The following is a 19,836-nucleotide window of genomic DNA, read 5'->3' as shown; positions in this document are numbered from 1 at the left end:
GGCGCCGCTAGACGCCAAGCGTCTGGCGGCCCCGCGCGACCAGCCCGCGCAGATCGTCCATGCTCAGGGCACCAAAGGCAGCCTCGTCGCCGCAGACAAAGGTCGGCGTTCCCGCCAGACCCATATGGTCGCCCAGAAGATAGGTCATCGAGATGTGCCGCTCGATCCGGTCGCTGTCCATCTCGGCCCGCAGGGCGGTCTCGTCCAGGCCGATCTCGCGCGCAACGCGCAGCACGACGGGACGTTCGATCCGCTGGCGGGTGGACAGCAGGCGCGAATGCATCTGCCAGTAGCGCCCCATCGACAGCGAGGCCAGCGACGCCCGCGCCGCGAAATCCGATCCTGGCCCGAAGATCGGCCATTCGCGGAATACGACGCGCAGGTTCGGATCCTCGCCGATCAGCGCCTGGATGCGGGGCATCATCGTGCGGCAATGCGGGCAATTGTAGTCGAAGAACTCGCTCAGCGTGACGTTGCCGTCGGGATTGCCCAGCACAGGCGAGGTGTCGTCGCGTTCCAGCACACGGCGGATTTCCTCGGGCATGGGATTGGCGCGTTGGGCGTTCGCAGGCAGGGCCGACAGCGCCAGCCCGGCGCTGGCGGTGGTCAGAAGGCTGCGGCGGGTCGGCATGGCTTGTCCTTTCGCGGTCTGTCCCCTTGGCGTATCGGGCGGGCATACATGCGTAAATCCCGATACGACCCCGGACGGGTCACGATGGCGTCAGGTCACGGCCGCCTTGCGGTGAAACTCGGGCCGGTCCCAGGACCCCTCGCGCAGGATGCCGGCCAGCACTGCGACGGCGTGGTCGACATCCTCGGCGCTGTTGTAAAGCGGCGCGAAGCCGAAGCGCAGCACGTCGGGCGCGCGGAAATCGCCGATCACGCCCTGGGCGATCAGCGCCTGCATCACCGCGTAGCCCTGGGGATGGCGGAAGCCCACCTGAGAGCCGCGCCGGGCCGGGTCGCGCGGCGAATTGAGGATGAGGCCCGGACATTCAGCCTCGACCCCCGCGATGAAACGTTCGCTCAGCGCGATGGATGCGGCACGCAGATCGGCCATGTCCACCTGATCCCAGACATCCATCGCGGCCTCCAGCGCGGCCAGCGCGATGACCGGCGGCGTGCCGACCCGCATCCGCTGGATGCCCGGCGCGGGGCGGTAATCCAGATCAAACGCAAAGGGCGCGGCATGGCCAAGCCAGCCTTGCAGGATGGGTTGCGCCTGATCCTCAAGCCGAGGATGCGTCCAGATGAAGGCGGGCGCGCCGGGCCCGCCATTGAGGTATTTGTAGGTGCAGCCCACCGCGAAATCGGCATCCGCGCCCAAGAGGTCCACATCGACCGCACCCGCCGAATGGGCCAGATCCCAGACCGTCAGCGCGCCCGCCCGATGCGCCAAGGCCGTCAGGGCGGCCATGTCGTGGCGGCGGCCGGTGCGATAATCGACCTCGGTCAGCATCAGCACCGCCAGATCGGGGGTGATGGCGGCCTCGACATCCCCGGGGGCCACGACGCGCAATTCGGCGCCGACCGCGCGGGCCAGCCCCTCGGCCACATAGAGGTCCGAGGGGAAGTTCCCGCTATCGGACAGGATCACCCGCCGGTCGGGGCGCAATGCGCGCGCGGCGCTGACGGCCTGAAACACCTTGACCGACAGCGTGTCGCCCATCACGACCTGCCCCGGCCCCGCGCCGATCAGCCGCGCGATCCGGTCGCCCACCCGGCCCGGCTGGTCCATCCAGCCCGCCCGGTTCCAGCCGGTGATCAGCATTTCCGACCATTCGTCGGCCATCATCCGCGCGACGCGATCCGTCGCGGCCTTGGGCATCGGGCCAAGGGAATTGCCGTCCAGATAGGTGATCCCCTGCGGCAGGTGAAAGGCTTGGCGAGTGCGGGCGAAATCGGTCATCTCTGTCTCCTCTTGACGTCACGCTAGCAGGGGGTTTCGCTGCCTGAAAGAGGGGGAAGACGATGCTCTATCAGGTCACCGACTGGGACGACGCCTATGCCAACGCCGCCCATATCGCGGGGGGCGAGGGCTACCCCGCCCGCTGGCATGCCGCAGCCACAGCCTTTCGTGACGCCCACCCACCGCAGGCGCTGCGCGGCGGGCATCTGTTCCTGCCCGCAGGGGATGCGCGCGGGCTGATGGTCTTTGTTCATGGCGGCTACTGGATGCGCTTTGGTCCCGGCGACTGGTCGCATCTGGCGGCGGGGGCGCTGGCGCGGGGCTGGGCCTGCCTCATGCCCGCCTATCCGCTGGCGCCCGGGGCGCGGATCGCCGCCATGACCGCCGAGGTCGTCGCCAGCATCGCCGAGACGGCTGCCCTGATCTCCGGCCCCATCGCCATCACCGGCCATTCGGCGGGCGGGCATCTGGCCGCGCGCATGATCTGCCCCGGCGTGCTGCCCGACTCGGTCGCGGCGCGGGTGACGGCCTGCATGCCGATCTCGCCCCTGTCCGATCTGCGCCCGCTGATGCGGACCGCGATGAACGCGACGCTGGCGCTGGACCTGCCCGAGGCGCTGGCCGAAAGCCCGGCCCTGCTGACCCCGCGAGAGGGCATCCCCGTCACAGTCTGGGTCGGCGGCGCTGAACGGCCCGAATTTCTGCGGCAGGCTCGGGTTCTGGCCGATCTGTGGGCCGGGATGGGGGCCGCGACGGAATGCGTGGTCGATCCGGGACGGCATCATTTCGATGTGGTGGACGGGCTGGCCGATCCGGACAGCCCGATGATGCGGCGGTTGCTGGGCTAGGTCGTGAAATCCGCGACCGTCGCGCCGGCCAGCTCGACCAGCCTGTCAGGCGCGATGGCAAAGATGTGGCGCGGCGTGCCCGCCGCCGCCCAGACCTGCCCGAAGCTCAGCAGATGCCGGTCGAAAAAGGCGCGCGGCGGGCGCAGATGACCCAAGGGCGCAACGCCGCCGATGGCAAAGCCCGTCTCGGCCCGGATCAGCGCGGCATCGGCGCGCCCCAATGCCTCGCCCGCCAGGGCCGAGGCGCGAGCCGGATCGACCTGCCGCCCGCCGGCCGTGACGAACAGGACCACATGGCCGCTGGCCTCGCCGCGAAAGATGATCGACTTGGCGATCTGATCGACGTGACAGCCCGCCGCCGCCGCGGCTTCGGCGGCGGTGCGGGTGCTGTCAGCCATCTCGACGATCCGCACGGCGTCGCCCGTCAGTTCCAATGCGGCGCGCACCCGCGCGAGGCTCTTGCTCATTCCCTGCCCCCTGATCCGGTTCGCGCGCATCTGACCCGGCGCGCGCGCCTTGGGCAAGCCGCCCCTTGCACGCCGCGCCATCATGGTGTTGGCAGGGCCACCAACCAAGGAGATTGCGATGCAGGTCTATACGCTGGTGATCGAACTGGGCCGCCGCGAGGGTGACGGCCTGCCCGAGGGCGCGACCGGCGCCGGGCTGGTCTGCTACGCCTCGGGCAAGGACGAGGCCGAGGCCGTGCGCGAGACCGTGGCGATCCTGAAACAGGCCGAGATGGCGCCCTTGGACGTGACCGGCTACGGCACGCTGGAGGAACGGCTGGCCGAGGGCCAGGAGATCGACGACGAGGAACGCGCCCTGATGCAGCGCGCGCTGGACGAGAATTCCGTGATCATCGCGCAGATGACGCCGTGGTTCGGGGACCGCCCCGGGGACATCGCTCACTGACCCTCACGCCTTCGTGAGGGTGCGCGGGGCACGGGGTTTCCCGGGCTTGGCTAGGCAAGGGGCGGCCTTTCCGCTAGGCTGGCTGCAATCAAGAAACAATGGCAGTCACGAACAGGCGAACAAGATGATCCTTTCCCGCATTTTCCTGTCCACCGCGATCGTGGGCGTTCTGGCCTCCTGCGCGGGTCCCGTCTCGCGCATGCCGGCCACCGCCGCACCGGCCGCGGTGACGCCCGCCGCGATCCCGCCCGCAGCCGCCGGCGACGAGGCCGGGTTGCAGCGCTTCGTGCAGAACTTCCGCTCGCGCGCGATCTCGTCCGGCGTGTCGCCCGCCACCTATGACCGCGCGATGCGGCTGGCGCGCTACAACCCCGAAGTGATCCGTCTGGACCGCCGTCAGGCCGAATTCACCCGGCCCGTCTGGCTGTATCTGGACAGCGCCGTCTCGGACAACCGCATCACCACGGGCCGTCAGAAGAACGCCGAATTGTCGCGCACCCTGGCCGCGATCGAGGCCCGCTACGGCGTCCCGCGCGAGATCGTGCTGTCGGTCTGGGGGATGGAATCGAATTTCGGCGCGAATCGTGGCCGGATGCAGATCATCCCCTCGCTGGCGACGCTGGCCTATGACGGCCGCCGGGGCGAGATGTTCCAGAACCAGCTGATCGCCGCTTTGCGGATCATCCAGGCCGGCGACACCGCGCCCGAGAACATGCTGGGCAGCTGGGCGGGGGCGATGGGCCATACCCAGTTCATGCCGACCTCGTATCTGGAATATGCGGTCGATTTCAACGGTGACGGCCGCCGCGACATCTGGTCCGAGGACCCGACGGATTCGCTGGCCTCGACCGCGAATTACCTGCGCCGCAACGGCTGGGTTCCCGGCCAGCCCTGGGGCGCCGAAGTGCAGTTGCCGCCGAACTTCAACATGAGCCTGATCGGCAAGAGCACGCGCCGCTCGGCCTCGGACTGGTCGGCTCAGGGCGTGCGCCGCATCGGCGGCGGCGCGCTGCCCAATGTCAACGGCTCGATCATCATGCCCGCCGGCGCGCGGGGTCCGGCCTTCCTGATCGGCGACAATTTCCGGGCGATCCTGCGCTACAACAACTCGGACAATTACGCGCTTGGCGTGTCGTTCCTGGGCGAACGCATCGCGGGCCGTCCGGGCATCCAGGGGTCTTGGCCGCGCAGCGACCGCCCCCTGTCCACGTCCGAGCGCGAAGAGATCCAGCGTCGTCTGGCGCAGCGCGGCTTCTATCAGGGCGAGATCGATGGCCTGTTCGGCTCGGCCACGATGGAGGCCGTGTCGGCCTTCCAGCGCTCGATCGGGGTCACGCCGGACGGCTATCCGACCTCGATCCTGCTGGACCAGCTTCGCCGCTGAGGCCCGCAGCTCGAAACGGAAAGGCGCCCCACGGGGCGCCTTTTGCGTTTTGCGCCTCAGTCGCGCATCCGCTGGCCGTTCTCGTGAAAATGCAGCGCGCGGGTCGCGTCGGGGGTCAGCCAGACCGTGCTGTCGGGCGCGTGGTCATGTTCGCCGAACAGCCGCACCGTCAGCAGGCCGTCGGCGGGCGTCGTCACATAGACCAGCGTCTCGCCGCCCAGTTTCTCGACATGGCTGATGCGGCCTTCGATCTGCCCGCCGGTGGTCGAGATCGCCAGATGCTCGGGCCGGATGCCCAGAGCATCCGACCGCAGGCCCAGTGGCCCGGCCTTGAGGAAATTCATCTTGGGGCTGCCGATGAAGCCCGCGACAAAGACGTTGTCGGGGTCGTTATAGAGGTCCATCGGCGCGCCGATCTGCGCCACGCGGCCCGCATTCAGCACCACGATCTTGTCGGCCAGGGTCATCGCCTCGACCTGGTCATGAGTGACGTAGATCATCGTCGCGCCCAGTTCGCGGTGCAGGCGGGCGATCTCGATCCGGGTAGCGACGCGCAGGGCGGCGTCGAGATTGGACAGCGGCTCGTCGAACAGGAACAGCTTGGGCGTCCGCACGACCGCCCGGCCGATGGCCACGCGCTGGCGCTGGCCGCCCGACAATTCCGCAGGGCGCCGGTCCATCAGCGGCCCGAGTTCCAGCATCGCCGCCGCCTTGTCGGTCGCGGCGCGGATCTCGGCGCGCGACTTGCCCGCCTGTTTCAGCGCCAACCCCATATTGTCGCGCACGGTCAGGTGCGGATAAAGCGCGTAGGACTGGAACACCATCGCGATCTCGCGCTTGGCGGGCGCCACGCCGTTGACGCGGACCCCGTCGATGGCGACCTCGCCCGCGCTGACATCCTCGAGCCCCGCGATCATCCGCAAAAGCGTCGATTTCCCGCAGCCCGAAGGGCCGACGAAGACGCAGAACTCGCCTTCCTCGACGGCAAGATCGACGCCCTTGATGACATCGGTCGTGCCGAAGGATTTGGTCACTTGGGTCAGGGTCAGGGCTCCCATGGGGCCTCCTTCAAAGGGTGACGGCGGCGCCGGTCCGCACGCTTTCATCCGCCGCAAGGCAGACGGCCAGCGAGCGCAGCGCGTCGGTCATGTGCCGAGTCAGGTCGAGGTCCTCGGCGATCGCGCGGGCCATGAAGGCCTGCTGGCGGTCGCATAATTGCTGGTGGCCGGGCTCGTCGCTCATGTCCAGATCCTCGTCCCCCGCGCCCACGCGGTGGATGCGCAGGGTCGAGGTGCGGGTATGCGCGTCGATATCGTCCGAGCGCGCATCCCCCGGCATCCGGATCGAGACCGCGCCGCGCGGGCTGACCACATCCTTCACGAAGAACGCCGTGTCCGACATCATCGGCCCCCATCCGGCCTCGTACCAGCCGACCGATCCGTCGGCGAACAGCACCTGGAAATGGCCGTAATTGTACATGTCCTCCGGGATCTCGTCGGACAGGCGCAGGCCCATGCCGCGCACCTCTACCGGGGCGGCGTCAGTGATCTGGCACATCACATCGACGTAATGCACGCCGCAATCCACGATGGGCGAGGTCGTCTGCATCAGCGCCTTGTGCACCTCCCATGTCGGGCCGGAGGATTGCTGGTTCAGGTTCAGGCGGAACACATAGGGGCCGCCCAGGGCGCGGGCCTCGGCGATCAGGCGCTGCCAGCTGGGATGGTGGCGCAGGATGTAGCCCACGACCAGCTTGCGGCCCGTGGCCATGGCGCAATCGACGACCCGGCGCGCATCCGCCAGCGTGGTGGCCAGCGGCTTTTCGACGAAGACATGCGCCCCCGCCTGCATCGCCGCGATGGCGTAATCGGCGTGACTGTCGGAATAGGTGGCGACGATCACCAGATCGGGGCGCAGGCTTTCCAGTGCCTGTTCGTAATCGTGGCCGAAGGGATAGCCCCGCAGCGCCTGGGGCAGGTCGGGCGTGCTGCGGTTCACCAGCCCCACGATCTGAAAGGCCGGATCGGCATGGCAGGCCAGCGCATGCGACAGGCCCATATTGCCAAGGCCGACGACAAGGGTGCGGATCGGAGCGGGATCGTGGGTGGTCATTTGACGGCTCCTGCGGTGATGCCACGGATCAGTTGGCGCGAGAAGATGAGGTAGAGGACCAGCACCGGCACGATCGCCAGCCCAAGTGCGGCCAGAACCGCGTTCCAGTCGGTCACGAACTGCCCAATGAAGGATTGCGAGCCCAGGGTCAGGGTCTTGGTCTCTTCGGACGGGGCCAGGATCAGCGGGAACCACAGGTCGTTCCAGATCGGGATCATGGTAAAGACCGCGACCGTGGCCATCGCCGGACGCACCAGCGGCAGGACCAGCCGGAAGAAGATCGTGTATTCAGACAGCCCGTCGATCCGCCCGGCATTCTTCAGATCGTCCGAGACGTTCCTCATGAACTCGGACAGGATGAACACCGCCAGCGGCAGGCCCTGCGCCGTATAGACCAGGATCAGCGCGGTCAGCGTGTTGACCAGCCCCGAGGCGACCATCATCTGAAGGATCGCCACCGTCCCCAGCCGGATCGGGATCATGATGCCAAGCGCCAGATACAGCCCCATCAGGCTGTTGCCGCGAAAGCGGTACTCCGACAGCGCAAAGGCCGCCATCGCCCCGAACAGCAGCACGAAGAACAGGCTGGCCAGCGTCACGATCATCGAGTTCTGGAAATACAGCAGGAAATCGCCCTGTTGCAGCACCGTCCGGTAGCCGACCAGATCGAAGGTCTCTGCCCTGGGCAGGGCCAGCGGTTCGGCGAAGATCGCGCGGCGGGACTTGAAGCTGTTGACCACGATCACGAAGACCGGGAACAGCGCGATCAGCGTATAGAGGATCAGGACCGCATGGGCGGCAAGGCTGCGGCTGGTCGAATGGCGTGCGATGCTCATGACCGGCCCTCAGAACTGATAGCGGCGCAGCCGCGTCTGGATGGTGAACAGGTAGATGCAGACCCCCATCAGGATGATGCCGAACATGGCCGTGGCGATGGTGGCGCCCATATGCGGATCGCCCAGTTGCAGCTGGAAGCCGAAGAAGGTGCGGTAAAGGAACGTCCCCAGGATATCGGTCGAGAAGTTCGGCCCCGCCAGCGCGCCCTGGCTGACATAGATCAGGTCGAAGGCGTTGAAATTACCCACGAAGGTCAGGATCGAGATGATCCCGATCGAGGGCAGGATCAGCGGCAGCTTGATCTTCCAGAATTGCGACCAGCCGGTGACGCCGTCCATCTCGGCGGCCTCGATCACCTCGTCGGGGATGGACAGCAGCGCGGCATAGATCAGCATCATCGGGATGCCCACGAATTGCCAGACCGAGATCAGCGCCAGCGTGGTCAGCGCGGTGCCTTCGCGGCCCAGCCAGGGCGCGAACAGCGATTTCAGCCCGACCGCGTCCAGCATGCCCGGCGCGATGCCCCAGATCGGCGACAGGATCAGCTTCCAGACAAAGCCCACCACGACAAAGGACAGGATCGTCGGAATGAAGATCGCGGTGCGATAGAAGGCCGCCATCCGCAGGCGCGGCGATGACAGCAGTGCGGCCAGCAGGATGCCGATGGGGTTCTGTACCAGCATGTGGACCAGAAAGAACCAGGCATTGTTGCCAAGCGCGTTCCAGAACGCGTCCGACCAGCGAGGATCGCCGAACAGCGTGGCGAAGTTTCGCAGTCCGACAAAGACCCGCTGGCCCTGTTCCAGATTGAACAGCGACAGGTTCAGCGTGCCGATCAGCGGCAGGATCATGATCGCGCTGTAGACCAGCAGGGCGGGCGCCAGAAACACCCCGACATGCCAGCGGAACGGCTTTCGCGTCGCCATGGCTTACCTCGTCACCGTGGGAAAGGTGCCGGGGGGCGGGGCGCCCCCTCGGCGGTGGCGGGCCGTCGGGCCCGACCTTTCATCAGTTCTGCTGCGGCTCGAACCAGCTGGCCAGACCCTGTTGCAGGCGGGCGGCGGCATCCTCGGGCGTCTCGGCGCCGTTGATGACGTTCGCGCTGGCGTTCCAGGTCTCGTTTTCCAGGTTCGGCGTGCCGCGCGACAGGATCTGATAGGTCGAGCGGATCGTCGGCTCGCAGGTCTCGCGCCAGCTGACGAATTCCTGCGCCAGCGGGTCCTGCATCTCGACCGGGCTGGAATTGAGCGAGAAGAAGCCCGGCAGCGCATTCGCGTAAAGCGTGGCGAATTCGGCCGAGCCGACCCATTCCAGGAAGGTGCGCGCCGCATCGGCATTGGGCGAGGCCGCGTTCAGGCCAAGCGCGATATCCGTATGGTCGCTGATATAGCAGGTATCGCCCGAGGCCGCGACCGGGGGCGGGAAGGCGCCCATCTCGAAATCGCCCGCGATCTGGGGCGTGAAGACGCCGATCTCCCAGCTGCCGGCGGGATAGATCGCCGCGCGGCCAAGCGTGAACAGGTTCTGGCTGTCCGGATAGGTCTGCGCCTCGAAGCCGTCGCCCAGATAGTCGCGCCAGCGGGCCAGCTGGCGGAAGGGCTCGACCCACTCCTCGTCGGTCAGGCTGGCCTCGCCCGCGATCAGCGCACGGCGGCCTTCCTCGCCCCGCCAATAGGTCGGGCCGATGTTCTGGTACCCCATCGTGGCGGCCTCCCACTGGTCGGCAGTGCCCAGGGCCATCGGGATATAGCTGCCATCCTCCTTGATCGCGTCAAGAAGGGCGTAGAATTCGTCATTCGTGGCGGGGGGCGTCAGGCCCAGTTCCTCGAACGCGGTCTTGTTGTAGATGAAGCCGTGGATGACCGAGGCCATCGGCACGCAGAAGGTCGAGGCGCCGTCATCCGTCTGCCAGGCCGATTTCGCGACATCCGAGAAGTTGGCCATCGAGTCGAGGTCGGTCAGATCCGCCAGATGCCCCTTGTTGAACAATTCCAGCGAGGCGTCAAAGGGGCGGCAGGTGATCAGATCGCCGGCCGATCCCGCATCCAGCTTGGAATTCAGCACCGCGTTGTATTCGGCGGGCGCGGTGGGCGCGAAGCGCAGCTTGATGCCGGGATGGGCCGCCTCGAAGGCGGGGATGATCTGCTGCTGCCAGATCAGCAGGTCGTCATTGCGCCAGCTTTCGATGGTCAGCGTCACGTCCTGCGCGGCCGCGGCGCCTGCCAGCACGGTGCTGGCCAAGAGGCCCATGCGAAGTGTTCCTGTCATTGTCGTCGCTCCCTGTTGCGGGATCTTGGTGATCCCTTGGTTGTTTCGAGTCAGCCCATCAGCGCGCCCAGATGGCCGCCGCTATCCTGCAAGGCGGCGCGCGCGGCATCCGGATCGGCGCCCCGCGCGACCAGGATGGCGGACTTGACCGCCCCTCCGGTGCGCTTCAGCGCGTCGCGCGCGGCCCCGTCGGGCACCCCGGCCAGATCGGATACGATCCGGGCCGCGCGCTCGACCAGTTTGGCATTGTCGGCGACCAGGTTGACCATCAGCCCGGCATGGACATGGCCCAGCCCGATGCCGACCAGCACCGAGACCATGTTCAGCGCCACTTTCTGCGCGGTGGCCGCCCCCATCCGGGTCGATCCGGCGACCATTTCCGGGCCGGTATCCAGCAGAACCGGGATGTCGGCGGCCCGAAGCAGGGCCGAGCCCGGCACATTGGCGATCCCGGTCACGGTCACGCCCCGCGCCCGCGCGCCCTGCGCCACGGCCAGTGCATAGGGCGTGGTTCCCGAAGCCGAGACGACAATGATCGCATCCCCCGCGCCCAGACCCGCCCGGTCCAGATCGGCCAGCGCGCTGGCGGTGTCGTCCTCGACATGGCCATGCATCCGCAGCAGCGCGTCCGACCCGCCCGCGAACAGCATCGGCGTGCGGTCGGGCGACAGGCCGAACGTCCCCGGCAGTTCAAGGCAATCAGCCAAAGCCATCAACCCGGAACTGCCCGCGCCTGCATAGCCCATCCGTCCGCCGCCGCGCAGCGCCTGAACCCCCGCGGCCGCAGCACGCGCCAGATCGGGGATGGCAGGCTCGACCGCCGCCAGCGCCGCCCGTTGCGCACCCAGCAACAGCGCCATGGCCTCGGCCGGGTCAAGCCGGTGAAGATCGTCCGAAGCGGGATGGCGGCGTTCAGTGCCGGACAGGGGCATGGACATGTGATTCTCCTCTGCCGCTAGATGATGCCAAAACAATACCACTTGTAAAGAGGCTTGCTGGATTTGCCTGAAAACCGCCCGATATCAGGGCATTTCGCGTTGCCTCTTGCTGTTTGGTATTGTTTTGGTATCTTGCCGCAAACAAGGAGGCGATATGGCGCTGTTTCTGGGAATCGATGGCGGGGGAACGGGTTGCCGCGCAGTGCTGGCCGATCCGGCCGGGCGCATCCTGGGGCAGGGCTCGGGCGGCCCGGCCAATATCAACACCGATATCGACCTTGCCGCCGCCAGCATCATGGCCGCCACGACCGAGGCGCTGGCCCAGTCGCGCATTGGCGTCGCGCCCGCTGATCTGACCGCCGCACTGGGCCTTGCGGGCGGCAGCATGCGTGCGGCGGCGGCGCGGCTGGAGGCCATGCTGCCCTTTGCGCGGATGCGGATCGTGAATGACGGGATCACTGCGGCGCGCGGCGCGCTTGGTCCCGATGACGGCATCCTCGCGGCGATGGGGACCGGGTCGGTCTTTGCCGTTCAGCGCGGCGGCACGCTGCGACAGGTCGGCGGGCGGGGCTTTCTGATGGGCGACGAGGGCAGCGGCGCGGTTCTGGGGCGCAACCTTCTGGCGCTGGCCCTGAGGGCAGCGGACGGGTTCCACCCCATGTCACCGCTGCTGGCGCAAATTCTTGAGGAATTCGACGGGATCGAGGGGATCATCGCCTTCGGCAACACCGCCCGCCCCGGCGACTTTGCGCGGCTGGCCCCCCGCATCGTGACCTCGGACGATCCGGCGGCACGCGCGATCTTCGATGCGGCACTGGCAGAACTGGACGCCTCGATCGGCGCGCTGCAACAGGGCGACCGGCTGCCCGTGGTCCTGACCGGCGGGCTTGGTCCGCATTATGCTGCCCGGCTGGCCGATCGCTGGCCCCTGCGCCCGGCGGTGGGCGATTCCGTCAGCGGCGCGCTCGCCATGGCCCTGCAGATGGGAGAGGCGCCATGACCGGCCTCTTCTCGCCGGATGCCTTTGCCGACACGAAGGCGGGGCCGCTTTACCTGCAACTGCACCGCCGCATCGCCGAGGCCATCGCGGCGGGCGATCTGAAGGCCGGCGACAGCCTGCCCTCGGAACGCGAGATGGCGGCGATGACGGGCCTGTCGCGCGTCACCGTCCGCAAGGGGGTCGAGGCGCTGGTCGCCTCGGGCCAGCTGATCCAGAAACGCGGATCGGGCACCTTCGTCGCCCCTCGGGTCGAGCGGCTGGAACAGGCGCTGTCGCGGCTGACCTCGTTCACCGAGGACATGCAGCGGCGCGGCAAGCAGGTCGAAAGCCGCTGGCTGGCGCGCGCGCTGCACACCCCCTCGCCCGAAGAGATCATGGCACTGGGCCTTGGCGCCGATGACAGCGTGGCGCGTCTGGAACGGGTCCGCAGCGCCGACGGCGTGCCGCTGGCCATCGAACGCGCCTCACTGCCCGCCCGGCTGCTGCCAGATCCGGAATCGGTCGAGGCCTCGCTTTACGCCCTGCTGCGGTCGCGCGGCACCCTGCCGGTGCGCGCCGTCCAGCGCATCTCGGCCGCCAATCTGGGACCGGCGGATGCCGAGCTTCTGGGCGTGGGAACCGGCGTCGCGGGCCTGCGGATTGAGAGGCTGTCCTACCTGTCCTCGGGGCAGGTGGTCGAATTCACACGCTCGGTCTATCGCGGCGACGCCTATGACTTCGCCGTCGAGCTGAAACTCGCCCCCGAGGCGGAAAGGACATCATGATGACCCAAAGCCACATGGCCAGCGAAGTGGCCGAAATCCCGCAGGCCGCCGCGCGCTTTCTGGACCGCTCGCGCGAGGCGCTGGCCCGGACCGCCGCCGCGCTGCGCGACCGCGATCTGGCGCTGGTCGCGACCGTGGCGCGCGGCTCGTCCGACCATGCGGCCAGCTACCTGAAATACGCCATCGAATTGCAGGCGGGCCTGCCTGTGGCCTCGATCGGCCCGTCTATCGCCTCGATCTACCGCCGTCCGCTGCGGCTGGCCCATGCGGCCTGCCTCGGCATCTCGCAATCGGGCCGCAGCCCCGACATCGTGGAAATGATGCGCGCGGCAGGCAAGGGCGGCGCGCTGTCCATCGCCATCACGAACCACGCCGACAGCCCGATGGCCGAGGCCTCGGCCCATTGCCTGGCCCTTGCTGCGGGCGAGGAGAAAAGCGTCGCCGCCACCAAGACATTCGTGAATTCGGTCCTGGCCGGGCTGGCCCTGCTGGCCGAATGGCGGCAGGACGACGATCTGCGCCGCGCGGTGGCCGACCTGCCTCAGGCGTTGGAACGGGCCGTGGCGCTGGATTGGTCGCCTTTGGCCGCGCGGCTGTCGCGGGCCTCGCAGGCCTTCGTTCTGGGGCGCGGGCCGGGCTTTGCCATCGCGGCCGAGGCGGCGCTGAAGATGAAGGAAACCTCGGGCATCCATGCCGAGGCCTACAGCGCAGCCGAGGTGCTGCACGGCCCCGCCGCCATCGTTCAGGCGCATTTCCCGGTTCTGGTGCTGGGGGTCGAGGATGCCGCCCTGCCGCAGGTGGTGGAAACCGCCGAACGCATGGCCGCGCAGGGCGCCGACGTGTTCCTGACCGGGGCCGAGGCGCGGGGCGCCACGTGCTTGCCCTCGGTCGCGGGGCTGCATCCGCTGGTCGCGCCGCTGGTGCTGATCGCCAGCTACTACGCCTTTGTCGAAGAGTTGGCCCGCCGTCGCGGCTTTGATCCCGACACTCCGCCCCATCTTCGCAAGGTGACGGAGACGATCTGATGCGGCACGTCCTTGCCGGTGCGCGCATCTTCGACGGGACGACGCTGCAGGACAACGCGGCGTTGGTGATCGAGGATGGCCGTGTCGCCGCCCTTCTGCCCGAGGCCGAGGCCGGTCCCCCGACCGAGCGCGTGGAGGGGATCATCGCGCCGGGGTTTCTGGATCTTCAGGCCAATGGCGGCGGCGGGCTGATGGTCGACGGCGCGACCGATGTCGCGGCGCTGCGCGCGATCTGTCAGGCCCATCGCGGACTGGGCACGGCGGGCATCCTGCCCACGCTGATCACAGACACGCCCGACGCGACCACCCAGGTGATCGAGGCCGGGATCGAGGCCGCCCGCCAGCAGGTGCCGGGCTTTCTGGGCCTGCATCTGGAAGGCCCGCATCTGGACCCGCGCCGCAAGGGCGCCCATGACGCCGCGCTGATCCGGCCGATGGAAGATGCCGATCTGGACCGCCTCTGCACCGCTGCGCGGCAACTGCCCTCGTTGATGGTGACGCTGGCGCCCGAGGCTGTGCACCCCGAGCAGATCGCCGCCCTGCGCGCTGCGGGCGCGGTGGTCAGCCTTGGCCACAGCGATTGCGCCCTGGATCAGGCCGAGCAGGCCTTTGCCGCAGGCGCGACCTGCGCCACGCATCTCTTCAACGCCATGAGCCAGATGGATCACCGCAAGCCCGGTCTGGTCAGCGCGGTTCTGTCGGGCGACGCCCATGCCGGGCTAATCGCCGACGGCATCCATGTGCATCCGGCCATGATGCGGATCGCGCTGCGTGCCCGGCCGCAGGGGCTGTTTCTGGTCACCGATTGCATGGCCTTTGCCGGGACCGGGCTGACGCAGATGGATCTGGGCGGGCGGCGCGTCCTTCGCCATGACGGGCGGCTGACGCTGGCCGACGGCACGCTGGCGGGGGCCGATCTGACGTTGGCCCAGGCCGTGCGCCGCATCGCCGCCCTGCCCGAGGGCGGGCTGGTCCGCGCCTTGGCCATGGCGACCAGCGAAGCTGCGCGCGTGCTGGGCCGGCAGGACGGACTGGGCATCCTGCGCCCCGGCGTCAGGGCCGACCTGACCCTGCTGGACCATGACCTGACGACGGCGCGGCTATGGACGGCCGGGGATCACCGCACCCAGTCGCGGAAGGCATCCAGCACTTCGGCATAGACGGCGCGCTTGAAGGGGACGATGCTGGCAAGCAGGTCCTCGGCGCCCATCCATTGCCAGCGGTCGAATTCGGGATGGTCCGTGTCGATGCGGATATCCTCGTCCCGGCCGAGGAAGCGCAGGCACAGCCATTTCTGGCGCTGCCCGCCATAGCGGCCCTTCCAGACGCGACCAACCATGTCGGGGGGCAGGTCGTATGTGACCCAGCCGGGCGTCTCGCCCAGCACTTCCACCAGATCGGCAGGGACGCCGGTTTCCTCGGTCAGTTCGCGCAGGGCGGCCTCGCGCGGGGTCTCGCCCTTGTCGATGCCGCCCTGCGGCATCTGCCACGCGCCCGGCATGTCAAGGCGCTGGCCCGCAAAGACCAGCCCCCGATGGTTCAGCAGCACCACCCCCGCGCAGGGACGATAGGGCAGACCGCCCGGACCCGTCTGGGCCCCCGCATCAGCCGCCGCATCAGCCATTGCTGGACGCGCCGCCTGTGCCCGCGCCCTCGCCGGTGGCGGCGGGGGTTGCGCCCACCGGCACCTGATCGGCCCGGAAGTTGACCGCCGCCAGACCCTTGAGGATGTCGACCGCATAGGCCAGCTGGTAATCCTCTTCGCGCAGGGCGGCGGTGGCGGCCAGTTCGGCGGCCTCGCGCTCCATCAGGTCGCGCTGGTCATCGCTGACCTCGTTGCCAAGCGCGCCGCGCAGTTCCGCCTCGGACCGCGAGAAGCTGCTGCTGCTGCGCGCTTCCTCGTCCTCGACATGGGGATTGCGGCGGGGCTGGGCGACCAGGATGTCGGGCTGGATTCCCATGGCCTGGATCGAGCGGCCCGACGGCGTGTAGTAGCGCGCCGTGGTCAGCCGGATCGCGCTGTCCGCCGTCACCGGCATCACCGTCTGGACGCTGCCCTTCCCAAAGGATTTCTCGCCCACGACGATGGCGCGGCGGTGATCCTGCAGCGCACCGGTCACGATCTCCGAGGCGCTGGCCGAGCCGCCATTGATCAGCACGACCATCGGCTTGCCCTGCGCCAGATCGCCTGGCTCGGCATTCCAGCGCTCGCTCTGCGAGGCGTCGCGGCCGCGCGTGCTGACGATTTCGCCGGCATCGAGGAATGCGTCGGACACGCTGATCGCCTGATTGAGCAGACCGCCCGGATTGTTGCGCAGATCAAGGACGAAGCCGGTCACGCGGTCGATGCCGCCCGCTTCCTCGACGGCCTTTTCCAGTTCCGTGCGCAGGGTGTCATAGGTCTCGTCGTTGAAGGTCGAGACGCGCAGGATCACAGCGTTCCCCTCGACCCTGGTGCGGACGACGGTCAGGCGGATCGTGTCGCGCGTCATCGTCAGGTCAAAGGGCTCGGTCTCGCCCTGGCGCAGGATGGTGATGGTGATTTCCGACCCGACGGGGCCGCGCATCATGTCCACGGCCTGATCCAGCGTCAGACCCAGCAGCGATTCGCCGTTCACATGGGTGATGAAGTCGCCCGCCTGCACTCCGGCCTGCGCGGCCGGCGTGTCGTCGATGGGCGAGACGACGCGGACCATCCCCTCTTCCTGACTGACCTCGATCCCCAGACCGCCGAAGCTGCCGCGCGTCTGGGTGCGCATGTCGGAATAGGCATCCGCCGACAGAAAGCCCGAATGCGGGTCCAGCGAGGTCAGCATCCCGTTGATCGCGGCCTCGATCAGGGCCTTGTCGTCGGGCGCCTCGACATAATCGGTGCGGATGCGTTCGAAGATGTTGCCGAACAGTTCGAGCTGCTCATAGACCGAGACATTGCGCCCCGCCTCTTGCGCGACCAGGGGCCCCGCGATCTGGGTCGTGACCAGCGCCCCGGCCAGCACGCCCCCGATGCCTGCGATCAGATAATGTCTCATGACGGCCTTTCTGCCTCAATCCTGTTGCGGCTCGACAAAGGGATTCAGCACGAACCACTCTGCCGGGTCCAGAGTTTCATTGCCACGCCGCAGTTCCAGATACAGCGTCTCGGGGCGGCCCGCCGCGCCTCCCATGGCGGCATCGGCGACGAAACGCGCGCCGAATTCCTGCGCCGGAGCCTCGGCACCCCCCATCAGCCCGACCGGATCGCCCGCTGCCAGCACATCGCCCACCTCGCCAAAGACCTGCGACAGGCCCGCGAAGATCATAAGGTAGCCGCGTGCGGGCTCGGCGATCATCACATTGCCGTAATCGAGAAACGGACCGCGATAGCGGATCGTCGCAGGCCATGGCGTCTGGACCAGGGCGGCGGGGGCCGTGGCGATGACCCAGCCGGGGCGGCGCACGCCTGCCGCATCGGGTTCGTCATAGGGGCGCAGGACGGTGCCGACCACGGGCAGGCGCAAGCTGCCCTGAGCGCCCTCGAAATCCTCCATCGGGGGCCCGACATCCTTTTCCATCCGGGCGATGCCGCGCGCGAAATCGTCCAGCGAATCCGCCGCCTCGCGCAGGGCCTGCAATTCCTCGGGGTCCTCGGCATAGCGCGTCGGCATCGAGGACCGGTCGCCCGCCGCGCTGGCCAGAAGCCGCCGCGCCTCCTGGACCGAGGCCAGCCCGTTGCCCAGCATCGCCGACGCGCTGGCCTGCAGCGCCCGCACGGTCGCGATCTCGTCCAGATCGGCCTGCAGCGCCTCGGCCTGGGCGCGCAGGCCCGGCGTGACATCAGACAGGATCATCCCCGAACGCGCATTCGACAGCGCCCCCGCCGGATGCAGCAGCATCGTGCTTTCAGGGCTTTGCTGCAACGCGGTCATGGCACCCAGCACGCGCGACAGCTGCGCGCTCTGCGCCTCGAAACGGTCGCGCAGTTCCAGCTCGCGCGCATGGGCCTGCCGCAACCCGTCGCGCAGAGCGGCAAGGCCCAGCTCATACGCGCGGATCACCTCGGTCAGGGCGACGACCTGATCGTCGGCCGCGACCGCCCCGGACAATTGGCCGAGCGCGGCGCGCAGCAGCGCGGCCGCCGCCTCGGCATCGGCCACGGCGCGCCCGGCCGGGGTCAGCAGTGCGCTTTCGGCCAGATCGGGACCGCCCGTCACAAGGCCGGGACCGGTGATGTCCTCGACCACCTCCTGCGCGGCGGCGGAACCCGCCAGCAGCGCGGCCAGCACAAGGCCAAGCGCGCGGCTCATGCGACGATCAGACTGGTGCCGGTCATCTCGGCAGGCTGGTCCAGATCCATCAGCTGAAGGACGGTCGGCGCCAGATCGGCCAGCCGCCCGTCGCGCAGCCGCACGCCGGGCGGGCCGCCGAACAGGATCACGGGCACCGGGTTCAGCGTATGGGCGGTATGCGCGCCGCCGGTCTCGGGGTCGATCATCTGCTCGCAATTGCCGTGATCGGCGCAGATCAGCGCGGCCCCGCCGAGGGATTCCAGCGCGCGCGTCATGGCGTCCAGCCCACGGTCCACGGCCTCGCAGGCGCGCGCGGCGGCGTCCAGACTGCCGGTATGGCCCACCATGTCGGGATTGGCATAGTTCACGACGATCAGGTCGTAGCCCTGCCCGATCACCTCGACCAGCTTGGCCGTCACCTCGTCGGCGGCCATCTCGGGCGCCAGATCATAGGTCGCCACCTTGGGACTGGCGGGCATGTAGCGATCCTCGCCCGGCTCGGGCGCCTCCTTCCCGCCATTCAGGAAGAAGGTCACATGCGGATACTTCTCGGTCTCGGCCAGCCGGAACTGCCGCAACCCCTTCGACGCCACCCAGGCCCCCAACGTGTTCACCACCTGCCGCTTGGGATAGGCGGCCTGCATGAAGGTGTCGTGGCGCGCGCTGTAATCGACCATGCCCAGCAGCGCCGCCCATTCCGGCCGCGCCGAGACGTCAAAGGCGTCGAAAGCCGGATCGCCGATGGCCGACAGGATCTCTCGCGCACGGTCGGCGCGGAAGTTCAGGCAGAAGAACCCGTCGCCATCCTGCGCACCGTTATAGCCGTCGATGACGAAAGGCGCGAGGAACTCGTCGGTCTCGCCCCGCGCCCATGCGGCGGCCACCGCGGCCGAGGCACTGGCGGCATCCTCGCCCCGGCCCGCGACCATGGCGTCAAAGGCGCGCTGCACACGCTCCCACCGGTTGTCGCGGTCCATGGCGTAATAGCGCCCGATCACGGTGCCGATCCGCGCGCCCGCAGGCAGGCCCGCCTCCAGCGCGGCGACAAACGCATCCGCCGAAGACGGCGGCACGTCCCGCCCGTCGGTCACGGCATGGATCACGACCGGCACGCCCGCCCCCGCCACGACCCGCGCCGCGGCCAGCACATGCGACAGATGCCCGTGAACGCCGCCATCCGAGACGACGCCCATCAGATGCGCCGTGCCGCCTGTCGCGCGCAGCGTCTCGACAAAGCCGGTCAGCGCCTCGTTGCGTCCGAAGCTGCCCTCCTCGATGGCCAGATCGATCGCGCCCAGATCCATGGCGACGACCCGGCCCGCGCCGATATTGGTATGGCCGACCTCGGAATTGCCCATCTGCCCGCGCGGCAGCCCGACATCGGGACCATAAGTGATCAATCGGGCATTGGGGCAGTCCCGCATCAGCCGGTCGTAGCAGGGGGTCGCGGCGCGGTCGGGCGCGCTCTGCTCGGGCCGGTCCGACAGGCCCCAGCCGTCGAGAATGCACAGGATAACGGGTTTGCTCATCTCTGCCTCGCCGAGTTTTTCCCCTTCTACGCCTCCGCCCGCCCG

Annotated in this window: 20 protein-coding genes; 7 read left to right on the top strand and 13 right to left on the bottom strand. The window is 68.5% G+C overall.

Features of this window, described 5'->3' with window-relative positions; all coding sequences use genetic code 11:
* Window positions 1-7: 7 nt before the first annotated feature.
* Window positions 8-631: a DsbA family protein gene (locus QAR72_RS12180; RefSeq protein ID WP_304617650.1), complete on the bottom strand. Its 624-nt coding sequence runs from the start codon at window positions 629-631 to the stop codon at window positions 8-10.
* A gap of 90 nt (window positions 632-721) precedes the next feature.
* Entirely contained in the window at window positions 722-1,909 is a 1,188-nt protein-coding gene (kynU, locus tag QAR72_RS12175) for a kynureninase (RefSeq protein WP_304617649.1), read from the bottom strand.
* 62 nt (window positions 1,910-1,971) lie between these two features.
* On the opposite strand from kynU, the gene QAR72_RS12170 reads away from it, so the two are divergent.
* Window positions 1,972-2,757, top strand: a complete 786-nt coding sequence (locus QAR72_RS12170; protein ID WP_304617648.1) for an alpha/beta hydrolase — start codon at window positions 1,972-1,974, stop codon at window positions 2,755-2,757.
* Here QAR72_RS12170 and QAR72_RS12165 read toward each other — a convergent pair.
* Window positions 2,754-3,224: a YbaK/EbsC family protein gene (locus tag QAR72_RS12165; protein ID WP_304617647.1), complete on the bottom strand. Its 471-nt coding sequence runs from the start codon at window positions 3,222-3,224 to the stop codon at window positions 2,754-2,756. The genes QAR72_RS12170 and QAR72_RS12165 overlap by 4 nt on opposite strands.
* 118 nt (window positions 3,225-3,342) lie before the next feature.
* Here QAR72_RS12165 and QAR72_RS12160 point away from each other — a divergent pair, with 118 nt between their 5' ends.
* Window positions 3,343-3,669: a hypothetical protein gene (locus tag QAR72_RS12160; RefSeq protein ID WP_331497653.1), complete on the top strand. Its 327-nt coding sequence runs from the start codon at window positions 3,343-3,345 to the stop codon at window positions 3,667-3,669.
* Window positions 3,670-3,793: 124 nt separating this feature from the next.
* Window positions 3,794-5,053, top strand: coding sequence for a lytic murein transglycosylase (locus QAR72_RS12155; protein ID WP_304617645.1), 1,260 nt, complete (start codon window positions 3,794-3,796; stop codon window positions 5,051-5,053).
* 56 nt (window positions 5,054-5,109) lie between these two features.
* Here QAR72_RS12155 and QAR72_RS12150 read toward each other — a convergent pair whose 3' ends face one another.
* The 6 genes from QAR72_RS12150 to QAR72_RS12125 all read right to left on the bottom strand — a co-directional run bounded on the left by QAR72_RS12150 (window position 5,110) and on the right by QAR72_RS12125 (window position 11,208).
* A complete protein-coding gene (locus tag QAR72_RS12150) occupies window positions 5,110-6,111 on the bottom strand; it encodes an ABC transporter ATP-binding protein (RefSeq protein ID WP_304617644.1) in 1,002 nt (333 codons plus the stop codon).
* A 10-nt stretch (window positions 6,112-6,121) separates the two neighbouring features.
* Entirely contained in the window at window positions 6,122-7,165 is a 1,044-nt protein-coding gene (locus tag QAR72_RS12145) for a Gfo/Idh/MocA family protein (protein ID WP_304617643.1), read from the bottom strand.
* On the bottom strand, window positions 7,162-8,001 hold the full coding sequence (locus QAR72_RS12140) for a carbohydrate ABC transporter permease (RefSeq protein ID WP_304617642.1): 840 nt from the start codon (window positions 7,999-8,001) through the stop codon (window positions 7,162-7,164). Before QAR72_RS12140 ends, QAR72_RS12145 begins: the two co-directional genes overlap by 4 nt.
* A gap of 9 nt (window positions 8,002-8,010) precedes the next feature.
* Complete coding sequence (locus QAR72_RS12135; protein ID WP_304617641.1) at window positions 8,011-8,928, bottom strand: carbohydrate ABC transporter permease; 918 nt, start codon at window positions 8,926-8,928, stop codon at window positions 8,011-8,013.
* Window positions 8,929-9,010: 82 nt separating this feature from the next.
* Window positions 9,011-10,270 (bottom strand): ABC transporter substrate-binding protein, encoded by a 1,260-nt coding sequence (locus tag QAR72_RS12130; protein ID WP_304617640.1) that lies wholly within the window; start codon window positions 10,268-10,270, stop codon window positions 9,011-9,013.
* A 50-nt stretch (window positions 10,271-10,320) separates the two neighbouring features.
* Window positions 10,321-11,208, bottom strand: coding sequence for an N-acetylmuramic acid 6-phosphate etherase (locus QAR72_RS12125; protein ID WP_304617639.1), 888 nt, complete (start codon window positions 11,206-11,208; stop codon window positions 10,321-10,323).
* 154 nt (window positions 11,209-11,362) lie between these two features.
* On the opposite strand from QAR72_RS12125, the gene QAR72_RS12120 reads away from it, so the two are divergent.
* The 4 genes from QAR72_RS12120 to nagA are packed head-to-tail and all read left to right on the top strand — an operon-like array spanning window position 11,363 to window position 15,157.
* Window positions 11,363-12,208: a BadF/BadG/BcrA/BcrD ATPase family protein gene (locus QAR72_RS12120; protein WP_304617638.1), complete on the top strand. Its 846-nt coding sequence runs from the start codon at window positions 11,363-11,365 to the stop codon at window positions 12,206-12,208.
* Window positions 12,205-12,972, top strand: a complete 768-nt coding sequence (locus QAR72_RS12115) for a GntR family transcriptional regulator (protein ID WP_304617637.1) — start codon at window positions 12,205-12,207, stop codon at window positions 12,970-12,972. The genes QAR72_RS12120 and QAR72_RS12115 overlap by 4 nt, the downstream gene beginning before the upstream one ends.
* The gene (locus tag QAR72_RS12110) at window positions 12,972-13,997 is read left to right on the top strand and encodes an SIS domain-containing protein (RefSeq protein ID WP_304617665.1); all 1,026 of its coding nucleotides are present in this window, start codon (window positions 12,972-12,974) and stop codon (window positions 13,995-13,997) included. The genes QAR72_RS12115 and QAR72_RS12110 overlap by 1 nt, the downstream gene beginning before the upstream one ends.
* Window positions 13,997-15,157, top strand: a complete 1,161-nt coding sequence (gene nagA / locus QAR72_RS12105; RefSeq protein WP_304617636.1) for an N-acetylglucosamine-6-phosphate deacetylase — start codon at window positions 13,997-13,999, stop codon at window positions 15,155-15,157. The genes QAR72_RS12110 and nagA overlap by 1 nt, the downstream gene beginning before the upstream one ends.
* Here nagA and QAR72_RS12100 read toward each other — a convergent pair.
* Genes QAR72_RS12100 through gpmI form a run of 4 tightly spaced genes read right to left on the bottom strand, consistent with a single transcriptional unit; the run spans window position 15,115 to window position 19,791 of the window.
* Window positions 15,115-15,621, bottom strand: a complete 507-nt coding sequence (locus tag QAR72_RS12100) for an RNA pyrophosphohydrolase (protein ID WP_304617635.1) — start codon at window positions 15,619-15,621, stop codon at window positions 15,115-15,117. The genes nagA and QAR72_RS12100 overlap by 43 nt on opposite strands.
* A complete protein-coding gene (locus QAR72_RS12095) occupies window positions 15,614-17,026 on the bottom strand; it encodes a S41 family peptidase (RefSeq protein WP_304617634.1) in 1,413 nt (470 codons plus the stop codon). The genes QAR72_RS12100 and QAR72_RS12095 overlap by 8 nt, the downstream gene beginning before the upstream one ends.
* A gap of 15 nt (window positions 17,027-17,041) precedes the next feature.
* A complete protein-coding gene (locus QAR72_RS12090; protein WP_304617633.1) occupies window positions 17,042-18,280 on the bottom strand; it encodes a murein hydrolase activator EnvC family protein in 1,239 nt (412 codons plus the stop codon).
* Window positions 18,277-19,791 (bottom strand): 2,3-bisphosphoglycerate-independent phosphoglycerate mutase, encoded by a 1,515-nt coding sequence (gene gpmI, locus QAR72_RS12085; RefSeq protein WP_304617632.1) that lies wholly within the window; start codon window positions 19,789-19,791, stop codon window positions 18,277-18,279. Before gpmI ends, QAR72_RS12090 begins: the two co-directional genes overlap by 4 nt.
* Window positions 19,792-19,836 lie beyond the last annotated feature (45 nt).

The organism is Paracoccus sp. (in: a-proteobacteria), assembly GCF_030604785.1.
Classification (GTDB): domain Bacteria; phylum Pseudomonadota; class Alphaproteobacteria; order Rhodobacterales; family Rhodobacteraceae; genus Paracoccus.
Note: the sequence above shows the minus strand (reverse complement) of the source record. Positions and strands in the feature narration are given on the sequence as shown.